11 protein-coding genes are annotated in these 15,328 nt (G+C 52.7%); 1 reads left to right on the forward strand and 10 read right to left on the reverse strand.

Annotated elements, in window-relative coordinates:
- Window positions 1-148: 148 nt before the first annotated feature.
- The 7 genes from glpK to FGI41_RS00775 form a co-directional block, all read right to left on the reverse strand.
- Window positions 149-1,639, reverse strand: a complete 1,491-nt coding sequence (gene glpK, locus FGI41_RS00745; RefSeq protein ID WP_139487997.1) for a glycerol kinase GlpK — start codon at window positions 1,637-1,639, stop codon at window positions 149-151.
- 37 nt (window positions 1,640-1,676) lie between these two features.
- The gene (locus FGI41_RS00750) at window positions 1,677-2,501 is read right to left on the reverse strand and encodes an MIP/aquaporin family protein (protein WP_139487998.1); all 825 of its coding nucleotides are present in this window, start codon (window positions 2,499-2,501) and stop codon (window positions 1,677-1,679) included.
- 152 nt (window positions 2,502-2,653) lie between these two features.
- Window positions 2,654-3,220: a glycerol-3-phosphate responsive antiterminator gene (locus FGI41_RS00755; RefSeq protein WP_139487999.1), complete on the reverse strand. Its 567-nt coding sequence runs from the start codon at window positions 3,218-3,220 to the stop codon at window positions 2,654-2,656.
- A 162-nt stretch (window positions 3,221-3,382) separates the two neighbouring features.
- Window positions 3,383-5,302, reverse strand: coding sequence for a PTS fructose transporter subunit IIABC (locus FGI41_RS00760; protein ID WP_139488000.1), 1,920 nt, complete (start codon window positions 5,300-5,302; stop codon window positions 3,383-3,385).
- Between the two features lie 20 nt (window positions 5,303-5,322).
- Window positions 5,323-6,234 (reverse strand): 1-phosphofructokinase, encoded by a 912-nt coding sequence (pfkB, locus tag FGI41_RS00765; RefSeq protein ID WP_139488001.1) that lies wholly within the window; start codon window positions 6,232-6,234, stop codon window positions 5,323-5,325.
- Window positions 6,231-6,983: a DeoR/GlpR family DNA-binding transcription regulator gene (locus tag FGI41_RS00770; protein WP_139488002.1), complete on the reverse strand. Its 753-nt coding sequence runs from the start codon at window positions 6,981-6,983 to the stop codon at window positions 6,231-6,233. The genes pfkB and FGI41_RS00770 overlap by 4 nt, the downstream gene beginning before the upstream one ends.
- A 660-nt stretch (window positions 6,984-7,643) precedes the next feature.
- Complete coding sequence (locus FGI41_RS00775; protein WP_139488003.1) at window positions 7,644-7,976, reverse strand: winged helix-turn-helix transcriptional regulator; 333 nt, start codon at window positions 7,974-7,976, stop codon at window positions 7,644-7,646.
- 194 nt (window positions 7,977-8,170) lie between these two features.
- On the opposite strand from FGI41_RS00775, the gene FGI41_RS00780 reads away from it, so the two are divergent.
- The gene (locus FGI41_RS00780; protein ID WP_139488004.1) at window positions 8,171-9,385 is read left to right on the forward strand and encodes an MFS transporter; all 1,215 of its coding nucleotides are present in this window, start codon (window positions 8,171-8,173) and stop codon (window positions 9,383-9,385) included.
- A gap of 155 nt (window positions 9,386-9,540) precedes the next feature.
- On the opposite strand, the gene fdhD is transcribed toward FGI41_RS00780, so the two are convergent.
- The 3 genes from fdhD to helD form a co-directional block, all read right to left on the reverse strand.
- Complete coding sequence (fdhD, locus tag FGI41_RS00785) at window positions 9,541-10,332, reverse strand: formate dehydrogenase accessory sulfurtransferase FdhD (protein WP_139488323.1); 792 nt, start codon at window positions 10,330-10,332, stop codon at window positions 9,541-9,543.
- Window positions 10,333-10,452: 120 nt separating this feature from the next.
- Window positions 10,453-12,804 carry an FdhF/YdeP family oxidoreductase gene (locus FGI41_RS00790; protein WP_139488005.1) on the reverse strand — a complete coding sequence of 784 codons (2,352 nt, stop codon included), beginning with the start codon at window positions 12,802-12,804 and terminating at the stop codon, window positions 10,453-10,455.
- A gap of 84 nt (window positions 12,805-12,888) precedes the next feature.
- The gene (gene helD, locus FGI41_RS00795) at window positions 12,889-15,240 is read right to left on the reverse strand and encodes an RNA polymerase recycling motor HelD (RefSeq protein ID WP_139488006.1); all 2,352 of its coding nucleotides are present in this window, start codon (window positions 15,238-15,240) and stop codon (window positions 12,889-12,891) included.
- Window positions 15,241-15,328 lie beyond the last annotated feature (88 nt).

The following is a 15,328-nucleotide window of genomic DNA, read 5'->3' on the forward strand; positions in this document are numbered from 1 at the left end:
GTAGTGCCTCCTTTTTTTGCATCCCATGCCCGAGAAAAAGAAAAAGAGAGACCACGATATACACGCTAGCACTTGGCCATCGTGACATGTGGTCTCTCCTAAGCTCCGGACAATTATTAACTTGTGATCATTATATCATACCTGAGTATTATTTAAAAGCCATTGCAGCATTTACCGCTTTTTTCCAACCGTTGTACAGTTCTTCCCGGCGATCCCCGTTCATCGTCGGTTCGAAGCGGCGGTCGACCATCCATTGACGTGCAATATCTTGGCGGTCTTCCCAATAGCCCACAGCCAGACCAGCGAGGTAGGCCGCTCCCAGTGCGGTCGTTTCATTAATCACAGGACGCTCCACCGGTACATCGAGGATGTCGCTTTGGAAGATCATCAGGAAATTATTTTTCACAGCGCCACCGTCTACCCGCAGTGCTTTGAGCGAGATGTGTGAATCTGCTTCCATCGCGGTCAGCACGTCTTTGGTCTGATAGGCAAGCGCTTCCAATGTAGCACGGATAAAATGCTCCTTGCTCGTTCCACGGGTCAGCCCGAATACCGCACCACGCACATCGCTGTCCCAATACGGAGTACCCAAGCCGACGAATGCTGGTACGACATATACTCCATCAGTTGACTCCACACGGGTCGCATACTGTTCACTGTCTTTGGAATCCTTCAGCATCCGCATCCCGTCGCGCAGCCATTGGATCGCAGAGCCTGCTACGAAAATACTGCCTTCGAGTGCATACTCTACTTTGCCGTCCACACCCCATGCGATGGTGGTCAATAGACCGTGATCGGATGGTACCGCTTTTTCCCCTGTGTTCATCAGCATGAAGCAGCCTGTTCCATACGTATTCTTCGCCATCCCCGGCTCGAAGCACGCCTGACCGAACAATGCTGCCTGCTGGTCTCCGGCCACACCCGCGATTGGAATCTCATGACCGAAGAAATGCTCACCAGCCGTACAATGATATACCTCAGAAGATGGACGCACCTCTGGAAGCATAGATGCCGGGATGCCGAGAATCTCCAACAGCTCCTCGTCCCACTTCAGTTCGTAGATGTTGTACATCAAGGTGCGGGAGGCATTGGAGTAGTCGGTCACATGGCACTTGCCGTCTGTCAGCTTCCAGATCAGCCACGTGTCGATGGTGCCGAACAACAGGTCGCCGCGCTCCGCTTTTTCTCTTGCGCCCTCGACGTTATCGAGAATCCATTTCACCTTGGTCGCGGAGAAGTAGGCATCGATCAGAAGACCGGTTTTGGCACGGAACAGATCGTTGAGTCCTTTGGCCCGCAGCTCGTCGCAGATGTCGCTGGTCTGGCGGGATTGCCATACAATCGCATTATAGACAGGAGCACCGGTGGTTTTATCCCAGACGACTGTCGTCTCGCGCTGGTTGGTGATGCCGATCCCTGCGATCTGCTCCGGCTTCACCTGTGCTTCAGACAGGCAAGATGCGATCACACCTGAGATGGAGCCCCAGATCTCCAGGGCATTATGCTCGACCCAGCCCGGCTTTGGAAAATGCTGTGTAAATTCTTGTTGGGAGGTTCCTACGATCTCCCCTTGTTTATTGAACAGAATCGCCCGCGAGCTAGTCGTGCCCTGATCGAGTGCCAAGATATATGTTTGCATGTGAATGCCCCCTCTGTTGGATTCTTGTACCATCATTTTACGCCACTAATTTGCGTTGTACAGACTCTTGGTGTTTTTTCGGCCCGAAGAGATAGGCGAGCAGCAGGACGATCACCATCGCGCCGAGCACCAGCCACAGGTAATTGGTGACGACACCTTGGAATGCGGCTTGGTAGAACAATCCACCGAACGAACCGCCCAAGAGTGGGCCGACGACCGGAACCCATGCGTATTTCCAGTTGGACGGGCCTTTTCCGTGGATCGGCAGCAGGAAGTGAGCGATACGCGGTCCCAGATCACGGGCCGGATTGATTGCATAGCCAGTCGTACCACCGAGCGAAAGCCCGATGCTGACTACCAGAAAACCGACAACCAGCGGGTTAAGCCCCTCTGTGAATTTATTCGCCCCAATCGCCAGAATTGCCATGACAAGTACAAAGGTTCCGATGATTTCACTAAGCAGGTTGGCGAATGGATTGGCGATCGCAGGTGAAGTGGCGAAGACGCCCAGCTTCGTAGCTGCATCCTCTGTTTCCTTCCAATGCGGCAGATAGTGCAGGTAGACGATGGCCGCTCCGATCATCGCACCCAGCAGCTGTGCCAGTATGTAGCCAGGTACACTCGCCCAGGCAAAATCACCCTTGAACGCGAGTCCGATGGTGAGCGCCGGATTCAAGTGAGCACCGCTGATTCCTCCCACCGAGTAAGCCGCGACAGCAACCGCCAGGCCCCAGCCCATCGTGATGACCATCCAGTCAGAGCCTGCGGCGAAAGATTTTTTCAGTGATACACCCGCGCAGACGCCTCCTCCCAGGATAATCAGAATCATGGTACCAATAAGCTCTCCCCAAAAAGCTGACATGATAACTCCCCCTTTTTTTGTCAATGAGGACACAAAAAAAGAGACCCCAACAAACGCCCTGTAAAAAAGGCGGTCATTGTGGATCTCCGTTTCTCCGTCACTCGTATTAACTTGAAGCCTATGGTAACAGCTGATGAAAGCGTTGTCAACGACTATTTATTTTCTTTCTCGTAGTGCTTCCAAAGGACATGGTTGGAGGTGGTGATCGCAGAAGCCCCGGCTTCCAAAGCACGCTCTACATCCTCTACACTGCGGATCAGCCCCCCGGCAAAGATCGGGATGTTCGTCCGTTCGTATACCTCTTTGATAATGTGCGGCATCGCTCCCGGCAGGACCTCGATGTAATCCGGCTTGGTTTTCTCAAAGAGCGCGTAGCTTTTCTCCAGGGCGTGCGTGTCTAACAGAAACATGCGCTGGATGGCGAGCACTCCCTTTTGCTTGGCCTTGAGGATGACGCTTGATCGGGTGGAAATCACCCCGAACGGCTTGATCTCTTGGCACAGGTACTCGGTCGCGTACTCATCATTTTTCATCCCGTGGATCAGGTCGGCGTGGAGCAGCATCTTTTTGCCTGCCTTGTCTGCCATTTTGACGATGGTTTTGAGCTGGCCTATGTGGGTCTCCAGAAAGACCGTGTGCTTGTACGGGCCCTCAAGGATTCGTTCGAAATCCTTCATATTGCGCGCAGCAGGAATGATTTTTTGATCCATAAATACCATGGTTACTCCCTCTCCATTGGTGGTGCTTGATTTTTGTCTTTGATTCTATCATTTTTGCACGGGGGTAGGATAGTCTGTTTTCATGAGGAGAAAAATGTTGATCGGCAAAATAAAAAGGATGCCCGCATCGTCCCGGACATCCCTTCATTCTATCGGTTATTCTTATGCTACTTTTTTCTTCAAGATATTGAGCATCAGCGCGGTCACGATGGTACCTGCGGCAATCGCTACGAGGTACATCGGCCAGTTGCCCACTACTGGGAGGACGAACAAGCCGCCGTGTGGTGCCGGCAGGGTGCAGCCGAATGCCATGGACAGACCGCCTGCTACGGCAGAACCTACCACGATGGATGGAATGACGCGTGCAGGGTCAGCTGCGGCAAAAGGAATCGCGCCTTCGGTGATGAAGGAGAGGCCCATGACGTAAGCGGTTTTACCTGCGTCACGCTCTTCCGGGGTAAATTTGTTTTTGAACAAAGTAGTTGCAACAGCAAGACCGAGTGGTGGAACCATACCTGCTGCCATGATCGCTGCGTGTGGCAGATAGTTGCCTTCTGCAATCATCGCGATCCCGAATGTGAACGCTGCCTTGTTGACAGGGCCACCCATGTCAAATGCCATCATCGCGCCAAGCACGATCCCGAGCAGGACAGCGTTACCTGTACCAAGACCGCTCAGCCAAGAACCCAAACCTTTATTCAACGCAGCAACTGGGTCAGCTACGATATAAACCATGATCAGACCGGAGATCAGCGTACCGAACAATGGATAAATGAGTGCGGGCTTGATCCCTTCCAAGGACGCGGGGAATCCGGATGTCGCCTTTTTGATCCCCTCTACGACATAACCGGCGAGGAAACCTGCGATAATCCCGCCCAAGAAGCCAGAACCTGCGGTAGATGCGAGCATACCTGCTACGAGACCAGGGGCAAGACCAGGACGATCTGCGATACTCATCGCGATAAAACCAGCCAAAATCGGAATCATCAGACCAAATGCGGAGCCGCCCCCGATGTCCATCAAGGCTTTGGCAAATGGATGGAAGCTCGGGTCATTCGGGTCAGACGCCTTGATTCCGAACATGAAGGAGAGCGCGATGATGATACCACCACCGACTACCAGCGGCAGCATGTTGGATACACCGCTCATCAAGTGACGGTAGAAGGCAGGCTGCTTGCTCTTCTGTGCCTGTTTGGCGGAGTCTACTTTGTCTTTTAAAGATCCTGCATGATAGACAGCCGCATCTTGCTTGACTGCGCGTTGGAGCAGTTCGGTTGCTTTGTGAATCCCGTCTGCGACAGGGACTTCGATCAGCTTTTTGCCGTCGAAACGATCCATATCGACTTGGCGGTCAGCCGCGACGATAATGCAGGTTGCTTCCGCGATATCCTGCTCGGTCAGCTTGTTTTTCGCACCACCGGAGCCGTTGGTTTCTACCTTGATATCGATGCCGAGTTCGGTTGCCTTTTTCTTGAGCGCGTCAGCGGCCATGTAGGTGTGAGCGATACCGGTCGGGCAAGCGGTGACAGCGACGACCTTAGGCTTGCCGGATGCGGCTGGTTGGCTGTCGGTCTCGGCTTGTGCGGCATTGGTATCGGAATCTTCGTTGTTATCTGTGCCGAACAGCTCATCCTGCTTCTGCTCCATGAGTTGGACGAACTCGTCTTTGGTCTTGATCGCACGTAGCTGGGTGCGTACATCGTCGTCCATAAGAATTTGGGAAAGCTGGGAAAGCGTTTCCAGATGTTCGTTATTCGCATTAGCTGACGCTGCGATCATGAAGAACAGGTCAGCATTTTGTCCGTCAAGCGATTCGAACGGCACGCCGGTAAGAGAGCGGCCAAAAGCGATTGCCGGTGTTTTGACCGCATCGGTTTTGCCGTGCGGAATCCCGATCCCTTCGCCGATCCCGGTGGAGCCTTGGGCTTCGCGGGCGAGGATCGCTTCTTTGAACTTGGCTTTGTCACCTAGCACACCGGATTCATCCAGTGCGTTGATCAGCTCGTCTAGCACCTCTTCTTTGTTTGTGGCCGCCAGACTGAGGATCATTCTTTTTTCATCGAGTAGTTGTGTAATCCGCATGTGTATACCCCCTGTATCGCTTATTTTTGTGTAATCTGTACCTGTGGAAGAAGCTCTTCAATCGATTCAGGTGTGCAGAAGCCTTCGTGAAAAGCGGTGGCACTGCCTGACGCCAATCCATAACGGAACGCTTGGAGTTTGTCGCCTGTCTTCTGCCATTGGTAGAGGAAGCCTGCAACGGTCGAGTCACCCGCTCCGACCGAGTTCACGACTTCTCCCTTTGGAACCTGTGCCACATAGGTCACGTGTCCGTCGGTGAAGATCGCGCCACGGCCTGCGAGGGAGACGATGACATTCTGCGCGCCTTGTTCTACGAGCTTCTTGGCGTATGGAATCGCCTCGTCCGGCGTCTCAATCTGTACACAGAACAGATCGCCCAGCTCATGGTGATTTGGCTTAATCAAGAACGGACGGGCCGGAATCGCTTGATGCAGCGCCTCTCCTTTGGAGTCGAGGAACACGGTGACACCTTTTGCCGCGGCCTGTTCAATGATCTGGCGGTAAAAGTACTGAGGAAGCGATGACGGCATGCTGCCAGCCAGGACAAGGGAGTCTTCTGCTGTCAGCGCTTGCAGCTGTTTGAGGAGCTTCGCTGCCGCTTCTTCTGGAATCTGCGGGGAGATCCCGTTGCATTCTGTCTCGTGCGCGGTTTTGAGCTTCATATTAATACGCGTGTCGCCTGCCACCGGGATGAAATCGTGAGAGACCCCCTTGGCATTCAGCTCCATGCGGATGAATTCGCCTGTAAACCCACCGAGAAATCCGAGCGCTTTGCTCTCCATTCCTAGTTGCTTGAGGACGATGGAGACATTGATCCCCTTGCCCCCTGCCATTTTTGCCTCGCGTTCGACTACATGTGTCTCGCCCTCGCTAAAGCTGCTGAGCCAGATATGGTAGTCGACGGAAGGATTCAGAGTAACCGTGTAAATCATAATGGAACCACCTCGATCTTCGCTGTTTGCATCCATAGTTGTCTGTCTTCTTCTGCCAGGTCATCGTCTGTGATGATCACGGCATCCTGTACCTCTGCCACATGGGCAAATGTCACATTGCCGAATTTGCTGGAATCAGCCAGCACATATTTCTCATCCGACAAGCGCAAGGCGGTCGTCTTGACAAACGCCTCTTCTGGGTCTGGTGTCGTCAAACCACGGCCCAGATCCACCCCATTCATCCCCAAAAAGCAGTGATCAAAACGGTACATCGAAAGTCCTGTAATCGCTCCGTTCCCCACCATGGAAAGTGTGGATGGCTTTAGCTTTCCGCCGATTAGAATGGTTTGAATCTGGTGCTCCAGCAATCGGAGCGCGGTATTGACCCCATTGGTGACCACCAATATATCTGGAGGCAGATGTGGAATCATCTGGAGCGTTGTTGTACCTGCATCTAAGAACAAGGAGTCACCCCGTTTTACTTTTGTTGCGGCGTATGCAGCAATCAGTGACTTTTCCCGGTCGTGCTTGAGGCTCTTCTCGGCTACCGTAGACTCTTCTACCTTTCCTTCTAAAAGCTGCGCGCCACCATGGACACGTCTGATCTTCTTCTGTGCTTCTAATTCATTCAGATCCCGCCGAATCGTGGAATCGGATGCCCCTGTCAGCTGAATCAGCTCAGGTAAACGGGCAAATCCCTGTTTTTGCAACAGCTCCAGGATGGCTTGCTGTCTCTCGGGAGTAAGCATATCCCTCACCTCAATTTTTCTCTTGGTCTTTATCTTAATGGAAACGCTGTCAGAAATCAATCACAAACATTCAAAAACGAGCAATAATATTCATGATACGATAGATTCAGTCATAAACGTTCACTATTTATTTCATTTTGCGATCAGTTTGGGTGCGTGAGAGAGGGAGGATGACCTGCTTTCCAGTCGCCTTTCCCCCTCTACGAGGGGCCGGTCTCCTTACAAACAGGTCATCCTCCCTCTCTTCGCGCAGCCTCGGTGAAATAAAAATACAAAAAATAAGCGAAGCATGATGGAATGAAAGTGATCCATGAGGCTTCGCTGCTGCTTGTGAAAGATATCTGGTTGTGGTGTATTATGTCTTGATTGACTGCGGACTGCTGTTTTTGAATGTTTTTGATTGATATTGTTGTCCGTCATCTTACAATCGTCAATTTACGCCTCTCAGCTTCTCTTCTGCATATCCTTATCTTTTATCTTTTATCTTTTTATATCCCCCACCCAATATTGAGGGTGGACGGGTACAATTCCGGCAGAGTGAGAGGATGATCTGTTTGTAAGGAGACCGGCCCCCTCGTAGAGGGGGGAAAGGCGACTGGAAAACAGATCATCCTCTCACTCTTCACCCCAACACAAGAACACCACAACACCCACACATCCTTACTCTATCTTTACCAGTTCACAATCGTTTATGACCATATGCCTCTCGCCCCACGAGCACATCGCATCAAGAATCGGTTTCAATGACCAGCCATAATCGGTCAACGAATACACCACTTTTGGCGGAATCTGTTCAAAAATATGCCGTTTCAACACACCGTCTTCCTCAAGCTCACGCAATTGCTGTGTGAGCATCTTTTGCGTAATCCCAGGCATGAGACGCTTTAACTCGCTTGTCCGTTTTTCTCCTTTGATCAGGTGACACATGATGACGACCTTCCATTTGCCGCCGATGACGTCGAGCGTGGCTTCGACAGGGATATTGTATGCCATGGTGAATCCTCCTTGCTTCTCTATTGATGGGTACTTTTTAGTGCCTATAGTACTTGGGGGTATCTATAGAACTTGAAAGTACGTACTTACTACCTTCATCTATGGGGTCTATAATAGCACTCATGAAGCAAATGTAAAGGGCCCTTTGCATTCTAACCAGAATTTATATAGATGTTATCAGGAGGTAACTATCCATGAATCATGCAAATCACATGTCAGCATCCGCGCAAAAAACAGCATCAAAAAGCGGAAATCTGGCACTACTCGCTCTCGCCATCAGTGCGTTTGGGATCGGGACGACAGAGTTTGTCCCGGTCGGTCTCTTGACTTCGCTCGCTGATGATCTAAATATCGGGATTACGCTGGCTGGTCTTGTGATATCAGGCTACGCAATCGGCGTGGCGGTCGGTGCTCCCATCATGACGGCACTGACCAACCGGATCAACCGCAAAACTCTGCTTATGGCACTCATGGGCATTTTCATCGTCGGGAACAGTGTCGCTGCGCTCTCCAGCTCTTTTGGATTACTGTTGGTCGCACGTATCATCACCGCTTTTTCGCACGGTGTCTTTTTCTCGATTGGTTCTACCATCGCCGTACAGCTTGTCCCTCCCCATAAAAAAGCCAGCGCCATCGCACTGATGTTCACTGGTCTGACGGTGGCAACCGTCACCGGTGTGCCGCTTGGGACGTTCATCGGGCAGGCGTTCGGCTGGCGGGCGACCTTCTGGGGCGTCGCGTTGCTCGGCGTGATCGCTATCATTGCCAGTGCCTTCCTGATCCCGAACAATCTCAAACAATCTCCACCAGCCAAATTCTCTGATATGTTCCGACTGCTCACCAACACCCGTCTGCTGCTCGGTTTTGCGATCACGGCACTTGGGTATGGCGGTACGTTTGTCGCCTTCACCTATCTGACCCCGATTCTGCAGGAAGTGACTGGTCTTAGCGCAAGCATCATCAGTATCGTGCTGCTCGTCTACGGGGTGGCCGTCGCGATCGGTAACTCAGTCGGTGGACGATTGGCCAATGAAAACCCGGCGCGTGCCCTTTTCTGGATGTTTATCGTCCAAGCGGCCATCCTCATCGCGATGACGTTCATGATTCCGTTCAAAGTCGTCGGCCTGATCGGTGTCTTCCTGATGGGACTCCTCGCCTTCATGAACGTGCCAGGGCTTCAGCTCTACATCGTCCAGCTCGCGGAAAAATACGTTCCTTCCGCAGTCGACGTCGCATCTGCACTCAACATCGCTGCGTTCAACATTGGGATTGCCATCGGCTCACTGGTCGGAGGCGCGGTTGTCGATTCCATCGGGCTTGTTCATACACCGTGGATCGGCGGGGTGATGGTCATCTTCGCTGTCCTGCTCACAGGCATTTCACTCAAGCTGGAAAAAGCGCAATCTTAATCTTTTCCATGATGCTGCACTACACTACGATCAGTCCGTATCAATGAAACAAAGCCGGTTCACCTCTAACTTGGGGAGAACCGGCTTTTTCATATGATTGCAACTGAACTTGTCATTTATCAGAGGAAGCGGGAATGGGTTGCCATCGTATCATCCTACTCTTCCACAATCCGCTCCCGATGCGTATACACATTACACTGATTCCCCCGGATAAAGCCCACCACCGTAATCCCCAGATCATGAGCCAAATCCAGCGCCAGATCGGTCGGGGCTGACTTGGAGAGGATGATCCCCACTCCGATTTTAGCGGCCTTTAACAAGACTTCTGACGAGACACGCCCGCTGAAAGCCAGCACCTTGTCCGCGAGAGGGATCCGCGCTTGCAGACAGTACCCGAAGATTTTGTCCAAAGCATTATGCCGCCCGATATCCGTGCGGGTCAAAAGCAAGCCGTCTGCATTGCACAGGGCGGCATTATGCAGACCGCCCGTCAGCTGAAAATAGGTCGAGCTTTGCTGAAGCAGCTCCATCAGCCGGATACATTGACTCGCGGTGATGCGGGTACGGGAGATGATCGTTTTTGCTGTTTTCACATCGTTGTGCAGGTAAAACTGACGGCTTTTTCCACAGCAGGAGCCGATGAACCTTTTGGAGTGAAGCTTGGCGGCATCTGTCTGTGGATTCGCCGTCTTTACATAGGCAAACCCACGCTCTTCGCTAATACTCAGGCTCTCGATCTCATCCGGGAGCCGAATGACACCCTCCGAGGCCAAAAAACCGACGACCAGCTCCTCCAGATCAGCCGGGGTGCAGACCATCGTCGCAAACTCCTCCCCGTTGAGCATGATCGTCAACGGGTACTCGATCGCGATATCGTCCTCCTGCTCGACAAAACCAGCGTCCTTGTTGGTGGACAGCCCACTCTTCAGATCGTTGCCGGTAAGCATGCCGTTCCCGTCCGCGTCGCTCTTCATGCCAGGATTCCCGTTCTGGTTCGCCTCGTTTCCCTTGCCATACCGCAGAATCAGCCGTTTGGTTGTAATCTCACGTTTCATCATAGCCCCTCTTTAACTGATTTCCTGCTCCAGCTCTTCCACTCGTTTTTCGACATAACGCATATCTTTATGCGCGTAAAAAGTCTCCGCCTTCTCTACAATCACCGCACTATTGTACTCAGGAATGCCTGCATATTGCTCGTAGACACCTTTTGGGAACAGGGCGTTGCCTTCTGGCCAATAGACTTGGATGTTGCCGGACTTGGTGTTCTCCAGCTTGGCTTTCCCTTGCATCGTGCCGTATTGGTTGTAGACGACGATGAACTCGCCCTCCACGATGTTAAGCGCTTTCGCATCTTGCGGATGGATCAGCACATCATAGCGATCAGCTGCGTTGAACGGATCTTTCGCACCATAGATCATCGAGTTAAACTGCTTGCCGCGTCGGGTCGTCACATAGAAATGACCCTCCGGCTTGCGGATCTCCGGCAGCTCACATGGGATCAGATTCCCTCTGCCATCCTCGGTCGGGCAGACGCCGTCTTCACACAGCCACGCATTGCCCCATTGGAAAAAATCACCACGGTTCTTCAGATCCTGAATACCGTCATAGTTCGGCGCCACCTTCGCGATCTCTTCCCGAACCGCATGAGCATCCTCGAACCAGATCAGGTGCTTGCGCTCAGGATCGACCCGTGCCGCGAGATCCCGATAGATCTGCCATTCTGCACGGGCTTCCCCGATCCGAGGCCCCTCGATCTCCGGTGAAAAGTACACCATCCGCTCGGTCGAGGTAGATGTCCCCCCGCCCGGCTGCTCATATCGCGTCATCGCTGGCAGAACAATCACGGCCTCCTGTGCGTCTACAAGGGTGGATGTGTTGAGAATGATATCCTGATGCACACGGATATCGACGGATGACAGGCATTTTTTCACAAACTCAGGGTCTGGCATCGTCTCGACGAAGTTGCCGCCTGATGTATAAAAGAGCTTCAGCTTGCGCTCGTGACCTTCAGGGAGCAACGCATTCTCCAGCGTCAACCCGACGATGTCGCCTTGCCATCTCGGCAGCGGGAATCCCCAGAGCTTTTCGATCCGCTCGATATCTTTTCCTTTATAATCGCCGCCCGGCAGGCTGAACGGATCAGCACCCATCTCCCCGGCACCTTGGACACCGGAGTGACCGCGGATTGGCATAAGACCGCAATGCTCACGTCCGAGGAACCCGCGCAACAGCGCAAGATTGGCGACTTGGGAAATATTATCCGTGGCAAAACGGTGCTGGGTCAGCCCCATGCTCCAGACGAACACGGCCGATTTGGACTTTGCGAGCAACTCAGCGAATTCCAACATTCTCGCTTTAGTGAGACCACTTGATTTTTCGAGCAGCTTCCAGTCTTGTTTTTGAATATGCGCCTTCAGCTCTTCGAAGCCATTGGCATGCTCACGGACAAACTCGTGATTGATCGCGGAACCCGGCTTTTTCTCCTCCATCTCAAACCAGTGCTTCATCACGCCGTTCATGAACGCGATATCCCCACCGATATTGACCTGGTAAAAGTCATCTGCGAGCTTCGTCCCAAACAGTGCTGACTCAGCAATCGACGGAATCCAGTATTCATCCATCGCCGGCTCGTGGTACGGATTGATCACGATGATCTTGGTACCTTTTCGCTTGGCGGCGTACATGTACTTGGTGGAGACTGGCTGGTTGTTGGCCGCGACACTGCCCCAGAAGACCAGTACATCCGTCCCGATCCAGTCCTTGTAGTTGCAGCTGGATGCGGCGATGCCGACGCTTCGCTTGAGCGCGGTCTTGGACGGGGAGTGACAGATGCGGGAAGCATTGTCGATGTTATTGGTACCGAGGAAGCGGGCGACTTTGGCCCCGACGTAGTAGGATTCGTTGGTAATCCCACGGGCTGTCAGGTAAAAGGCAAGCTGTTTCGGGTCGATTGTTTTGATTTTGTCCGCGATCAGGTTGAGCGCGTCGTCCCATGTCAGGCGGCTGAAGCGTCTTTCCCCCCTTCGGCGGATCAGCGGGTATGGGATGCGTCCCAGCTTACGCAATGCGGTGCTGTCCAGCTCACGTAATTTTTCAATATCACTGAATAAAATATCGTCCTTGATCGGGCTCATCGTATTGAGCCGCAGGACGTTCAAGCGGGTGGTGCAGAGATGCGGGCCTTGCAGGGTCTGGTCATACAGCCCCGACACGCCCAGCGCACAGCCGTCGCAGACGCCTTGGGTCAGGATGCGGTACGCATAGGGCAGATTGTCGCGGTTGTCCCAGATCACTTTCATGGTGTCGCGGATATGCTGTGGCTTCACTTTGCCCAAGCCGAACGGGACAGGACTGACCCACATCTTCGGATCAGGTGTCGCCGGCAGCTTGGTTGGGCCGGTGTGTTTTGTTTTCCCCATGATTTCTCCTCGATTCTCTTCGTTCTTTCTATATATATGCACGATTTTCTGGGGCAGGTGGGAACCTCTTTCTACACCCCTGCTTTACACGATGAACGGACTTTTTTTACCTACTGTATAAATATGCAGCTCGTGCATCGCTCTTGTACACGCGGTATAAAACAGCTTGCGCTCGCTCTCCCTGCCGTACTGGTTATGCGAACCATTGTAGATGATGACCGCATCGAATTCAACGCCTTTTGCCAAATAGGCAGGGATCACTACGGTGCCGGATTCAAAGGACCCGGACTCGGTGTGAACCAGACGGAAGGATGGTTGCTGCACCGCCACACCCGGCATATTCCGAAGCGCCTCATACGCTTCCTTGCTCTCCGCAGCCGTCTTACAAATCACCGCCAACGTCTGATGCCCAGCCTCATGAAGCTGACGGATACGTTCTGCTACCTTCCCATGCAGCTCGTCAAAATCACTCACCTGTGTCACCGTCGGCTCATCCCCTTCCCGGTTGAACGGCTCAATCTCCCCGCCGCCGGGAATCATTTTGCTGGTGAACTCAATAATCTGCCGCGTCGAACGGTAACTGCGGCGAAGAATCACGGTCTTGGTCTCCTGTGGTTTATAATACGACAGCAGTGTACCAAAACCATCCTCTCCCGGCTTACGCCCCACCGCATGGGCAAAAATCGCCTGATTCAAATCCCCCAGCACCGTAAACTTGGCAAACGGAAACAGCCGCTTGATAAATGTAAACTGGAACGCGGAATAATCCTGCGCCTCATCGATAAAGATATGACGCACCACCGTATTGGTCTGGAAGCCCTCGATCCGCTCTTTGATATACAGATACGGGGTCGCATCCTCGTAAGCAAGCTCCATCCGATCCAGCTTCTCCACGGTCTGGGCACAGATCTCCGTCCACTGCTCTGGCAGCACAGCATCCGGTGCGACGCGGTGCACATAATCCGGCTCGCTGAACAGCTGACGGTATACCGCAGGCACATCGATGAATCCAAGCTTTCTCACCATGCGGCGCAACGGCTTGAAGTGCTCATTGATCACCAAGGCCCCGAGGAACTTATGCTCGCGCTCGTAATCGTCGAAGGTATCCTCGGTGAACCGCTTTTTCTTCTGCAGCTGCTGATAAGCATCTATATAAGAGTCCCGATCCAGCAATTCGATCTCCTGCTCGACCCAGTGCTTTTTGCGCTCCCGTCGTCCGAGGGTTTTGAGCCGGTCGAGCAGCCATTCGGAGACGAGCTGCATCCGGTTAGGAATCAGCAGGGTATCATCCAGCTTATAAAAATACTCCTGTATCTCATCCGCAGAGATCAGCGTCGCCTCTTGGAAGATGATGTCTTTAAAAATCATGCCCTGCCGTCCGAGATGCTCGATATATTTCTCGGTCACATGCATAAAATCAGTCGTCGCCTTATAGCGAATCCCTGCCACCCGTGCCTCATAGCCCGGCTGCTCCATCGCGGTCAAGGTGTATTCCATCTGTTCAAACGGGTCTTCGAGCGTAAATACCTCAGCAAGCCGATGCTCCAGATAGCGCTGGAACGTCGTCTGCTGCATATTCTCCTCACCAAGCTCAGGCAGGACGGTAGCCACATAGCTGTTGAACATCTGGTTCGGTGAAAACAGCACAATATGATCAGCCCGCAGTGATTCACGGTACCGATACAGCAGATAGGCAACCCGCTGGAGCGCAGCAGACGTCTTCCCGCTTCCTGCTGCTCCCTGTACGACAAGCAATTGATTCCGTTCATCACGGATGATCTGGTTCTGCTCCTTTTGAATCGTGGCGACGATGCTCTTCATCTGAGCATCCGAGTGTCGGCCCAGCACCTGCTGCAAAAGCTCGTCACCGACCGTCACCCCGGTATCAAACAGACTACGGATCTCGCCATCGCGGATGATGTATTGCCGCTTCAGCTCCATCTCACCTTGGATCAGGCCGCCTGGTGTCTGGTATTCGGCAGGCCCTGGCGAATAATCGTAATACAGGCTCGATACAGGTGCCCGCCAGTCATACACGAGAAAATGCTCCCCGTCCTTATCCATAAAAGAGCCGATGCCTAAGTAGATGACATCCGTACGGTCTTCGCCCTCTTCCCGGAAGTCAATCCGCCCAAAATACGGAGACTGCTTGAGCTTAATCAACGTCTTGAGCTGGTTGTGCGCGTGACGGTGGCTACGCTCCCGCTCGGACAATACCTCTGCCTGCTGCTTAATACTCGCATACGTCTCCGCCGCCTCATGTGCATCGTCGAAGTTGACGGTCACATCGGTCCAAAAGTTCGTGCGGATCTCAACGATATCTGCCTTGATCTCCCCGACTTGGTGCTCCAACTCGACCATGCGCTTGCCGATCTCATCTACTACATGATCAACCCGCTCTTGTTCTTGTCGCCAATCTTGCTCCGACGCGCTCATGAAATCGCTCCTTTATCAAAGAATTTTTATAATGGTGAAGGTTTGACAGAGGTTCTTTTTTGTGTTATTATATTATTGGGTAATCATG

Source organism: Brevibacillus dissolubilis (assembly GCF_006170445.1).
Lineage (GTDB): Bacteria > Bacillota > Bacilli > Brevibacillales > Brevibacillaceae > Brevibacillus_B > Brevibacillus_B dissolubilis.

What these genes read in the sequence shown, in the direction of transcription:
- glpK (WP_139487997.1), bottom strand. Translation starts at nt 1,639, where the DNA reads ATGCAAACATATATCTTGGCACTCGATCAGGGCACGACTAGCTCGCGG.
- FGI41_RS00760 (WP_139488000.1), bottom strand. Translation starts at nt 5,302, where the DNA reads ATGCGGATTACACAACTACTCGATGAAAAAAGAATGATCCTCAGTCTG.
- FGI41_RS00780 (WP_139488004.1), top strand. Translation starts at nt 8,171, where the DNA reads ATGAATCATGCAAATCACATGTCAGCATCCGCGCAAAAAACAGCATCA.
- helD (WP_139488006.1), bottom strand. Translation starts at nt 15,240, where the DNA reads ATGAGCGCGTCGGAGCAAGATTGGCGACAAGAACAAGAGCGGGTTGAT.
- FGI41_RS00775 (WP_139488003.1), bottom strand. Translation starts at nt 7,976, where the DNA reads ATGGCATACAATATCCCTGTCGAAGCCACGCTCGACGTCATCGGCGGC.
- FGI41_RS00750 (WP_139487998.1), bottom strand. Translation starts at nt 2,501, where the DNA reads ATGTCAGCTTTTTGGGGAGAGCTTATTGGTACCATGATTCTGATTATC.
- fdhD (WP_139488323.1), bottom strand. Translation starts at nt 10,332, where the DNA reads ATGCTTACCGGCAACGATCTGAAGAGTGGGCTGTCCACCAACAAGGAC.
- pfkB (WP_139488001.1), bottom strand. Translation starts at nt 6,234, where the DNA reads ATGATTTACACGGTTACTCTGAATCCTTCCGTCGACTACCATATCTGG.
- FGI41_RS00755 (WP_139487999.1), bottom strand. Translation starts at nt 3,220, where the DNA reads ATGGTATTTATGGATCAAAAAATCATTCCTGCTGCGCGCAATATGAAG.
- FGI41_RS00770 (WP_139488002.1), bottom strand. Translation starts at nt 6,983, where the DNA reads ATGCTTACTCCCGAGAGACAGCAAGCCATCCTGGAGCTGTTGCAAAAA.
- FGI41_RS00790 (WP_139488005.1), bottom strand. Translation starts at nt 12,804, where the DNA reads ATGGGGAAAACAAAACACACCGGCCCAACCAAGCTGCCGGCGACACCT.